Origin of the sequence: Actinoalloteichus spitiensis RMV-1378, assembly GCF_000239155.1 — a bacterium.
Taxonomy (GTDB): Bacteria; Actinomycetota; Actinomycetes; order Mycobacteriales; family Pseudonocardiaceae; genus Actinoalloteichus_B; species Actinoalloteichus_B spitiensis.
Genome location: NZ_AGVX02000339.1, coordinates 1 through 3,311, shown reverse-complemented (window position 1 = coordinate 3,311; position 3,311 = coordinate 1). Strand labels below are relative to the sequence as shown.

Below are 3,311 nucleotides of genomic sequence, written 5' to 3'. Positions count from 1 at the left end.
GGTGCCCGCCAGCCTCCCGTCCTCCCGCCGCGTCCGGCCCGGGGGCACCGGGTGGGCCGGCACACCGGCGCACAGCACGACCAGGAGGTGGGAGATGCACGGGGGTCAGGAACCCGACACGACGTTGACGGTGGGGCCCGCCACGCCCGGCCAGGTGGCCGGCCGCCGGCCGAAGGTCCTCGTCCTCGGTGACGTCCTGGTGGACATCTGGCTGTCCGGGAGTTCCCGACGCCTCTGCCGGGAGGCACCCGCCCCGGTCGTCGAGGTCGAACGGACCACCACGGCCCCCGGGGGCGCCGGGAACACGGCGGCGAACCTCGCGGCGCTCGGCGCGGCCGTCACCCTCCTGGCCGTGACCGGGGACGACGCCGCCGGCACCGCGCTGCGCGCCGCGCTCACCGAACGGGGCGTGGACGTGCGGGGTCTGGTGTCCGCACCCGGTGGGCGCACGATGACGAAGTCCCGCCTGGTCTGCGGTGACCAGCTGCTCGCCCGTTTCGACGACGGCGACGCGGCGGAACCGCCCGCCGCGGCGACCAGGGAGCTCGCCGACCACCTCGCCGACCTGGTCGGGGCGCACGACGCGCTCCTGGTGTGCGACTACGGCCTCGGCGCCGCCGGTCCGCCGCTCCGCGACGCCGTCGCCGCCCTCCGGGACGAGGTCCCACTGCTCGTCGTGGACTCCCACGACCCGGCGGAGTGGGCGAACACCCGGCCGGACGTGGTCACCCCGAACGCCCAGGAGGCGGCGTCCCTGGTGGGCGGCGCCGGACGGGAACGGCGGCTCGCGGACTTCCGGCGCCACCGCGACCGCATCCTCCGCCGCACCGGTGCGGGCGCCGTGGTCGTGACCCTGGACCGGGACGGCTCCGTGCTGTTCAGCCACACCCACCCGGAGCACCGGACCTGGGCCAGACCGGTACCCGACTGCCGGGCCGCGGGGGCCGGGGACACCTATGTCGCCGCGATGACGGCGGCCCTCGCCAGCGGCCTCCCGCTGACCGGCGGCATGGAACTGGCCCAGGCCGCCGCCGACGTGGTCGTCGCGCGACCGGGCACGTGCGTGTGCGGGTCCGAACAGCTCGCCAACCGCCTGGGGGATCGCGGGGGAGAGCCCGTGGGGCGGGACCAGCTGGCGGCGGTGGTGCGCCGGCACCGGGAGACCGGTCGGCGCATCGTGTTCACCAACGGCTGCTTCGACGTGCTGCACCGGGGCCACGTCGCCTACCTGGCCCAGGCCAAGCAGCTGGGGGACGTGCTCGTGGTGGCGGTGAACTCCGACGCCAGCGTGTCCAGGCTGAAGGGACCGGACCGCCCGGTGAACCCGGAGAACGACCGGGCCGCGGTGGTGGCCGGGTTGAGCTGCGTGGACCACGTGACGGTCTTCGACGGTGACACCCCGGTGGAACTCCTGCGCCTGCTCCGCCCGGACGTGTACGCCAAGGGCGGCGACTACACGCCCGAGATGCTGCCCGAGACGCCGGTCGTGCGGGGGTACGGCGGCGAGGTCCGGCTGCTCGACTACGTGCCGGACCGGTCCACCACCGCGATGATCACCCGCATCCGGCGCAACGCGGAACGAGTGGTGGACTGATGACCGCACCGCTGCCCGGGCCAGGTGCTCCCCACGCGCGCGACGTGCCGGACCCGGCCGACCAGCGGGGCACCCTCGACGTCCTGATCCCCACCAGGAACCGGCCAACCGAACTCGCGGTCACCCTGGCCGGACTCGGCGGGCAGGACGACGACGACCCTTTCGGGATCGTCGTGTCCGACCAGTCCGACGGGGCGCCCTCCTACGACACCCCCGCCACCCGGGCGGTGCTCCGGACCCTCCAGCACCGGGGGCACCCCGTGCGGCTGGGCCGCCACCTGCCCCGGCGCGGGCTGGCCGAACACCGGCAGGCGCTGTTGGACGCCTCCGAGGCGGATCTCGTGCTCTGCCTCGACGACGACGTGTGGCTGGCGCCCGGCACCATCGCCCGGCTCCGCCGGGCACTGGCCGAGCTGGGGTGCGGGTTCGTCGGCAACGCCGTCGTGGGCATGTCCCACGTCGCCGACCGGCGACCGGCGGAGTGGGAGCCCTACGAGGAGTGGCCGGGACGCCCCGAACCGGAGTCCCTGGGGCCGGGCAGCCCCGCGATGGCCCGGTGGACCCTGCACAACGCCGCCAACCCCCTGCACCTGGCCGAGCGCGTGCTGACGGGTGCGAGCGACTGGCGGGCGTACAAGGTGGCGTGGGTGTCCGGCTGCGTCCTCTACGACCGCCTCGCGCTGGTCGCCTGCGGCGGCTACGACTTCTGGTCCGACCTGCCGGTCGAACACGCCGGGGAGGACGTCGCCGCCCAGTGGCGGGTCATGCGGCGGTTCGGCGGGGCCGGTGTCCTGCCCTCCGGCGCGGTGCACCTGGAGTCGCCCACCACGGTCCCCGACCGGGAGGCGCAGGCCACCGCCCTCCCGGAGTTCGACGGCGCCGACGGGGCCGGGGGAACGGGGGTGTCGGCGACGCGGGGACGGAGCTCGGAAGGAGCGGAGCGCCGCTGAGCTGGCCCGCCCACACCCTGGGGCCGTGCCGGACCGGCGGTCGGGATCGCTCGCGGGCGCGCGGGAGCACCCCGCCGAGCGGACGCCACCGGTGGGCCGCTCCTTCCCCGAGCTCCGGCTCCGGTCGAGGAGCGCGGCGGACCGGGGCCGGGCGCGTCCACCCGCGCCGGACCGCGCTCCACCCTCCGGCCCGGAGGTGGCAGGCACCCGGCGGAAACCGGCGCGTCGTCGAACAACGGTTCACCAGGTCGCGCCGCGCGCCGCCACGCCATGGCGTGCGCCGATCACGGCCGGTTCGACGAGGCGTCGTGGGGCCTCCCCGTTCGCGCCGTGCGCCGCCACGTCAGCCCGGGCGGCACCGCGGACCCAGGGGCGGTGTCCCGCCCGCTCCGTGGCCCAGTCGTCGGTGCCGCGACCTCCGGCGGACCGTGGGCCGGCCGCCTCACCCGGAGGCCCGAACCGAACAGTCCGCGACCGTTCCCGGAGCGGTCTCGGTGACCACGCCCGTGTGCCACCACCTCGGCTGGCCAGTCCGCACCGAGTGGTGATCCCGCGCCCACCGGACACGCGGCGCGGCCGAGCGGGGATCCCCACCCGGCCGGCGCGAGGCGGGCTCCCCGGGGACCGGGACGACCCGCGCCCGAACCGGGGACCGGCACCGGCCCGCGCGCTGGCGGAGCCGTCGCGGCGGACGGGGGACGAGCCCTCGACGTGCCCCCGGTCGCCGGGTGCGGGCCGGAGACGGGGGCGGAGCCCGGCCGGCTGTC

2 protein-coding genes are annotated in these 3,311 nt (G+C 76.8%); both read left to right on the top strand.

Going from position 1 to position 3,311, the window contains the following annotated elements; genetic code table 11:
* A partial coding sequence (gene rfaE2 / locus ACTIDRAF_RS0215330) for a D-glycero-beta-D-manno-heptose 1-phosphate adenylyltransferase (RefSeq protein ID WP_342626686.1) occupies positions 1–1,594 on the top strand: 1,594 nt, incomplete at its 5' end.
* On the top strand, positions 1,594–2,544 hold the full coding sequence (locus ACTIDRAF_RS29075; RefSeq protein ID WP_016699609.1) for a glycosyltransferase family 2 protein: 951 nt from the start codon (positions 1,594–1,596) through the stop codon (positions 2,542–2,544). The genes rfaE2 and ACTIDRAF_RS29075, both read left to right, overlap by 1 nt.
* Positions 2,545–3,311: the final 767 nt, after the last annotated feature.

Excerpts from the sequence above, each read along its gene's own strand:
- ACTIDRAF_RS29075 (WP_016699609.1), top strand. The coding sequence starts at position 1,594 with ATGACCGCACCGCTGCCCGGGCCAGGTGCTCCCCACGCGCGCGACGTG.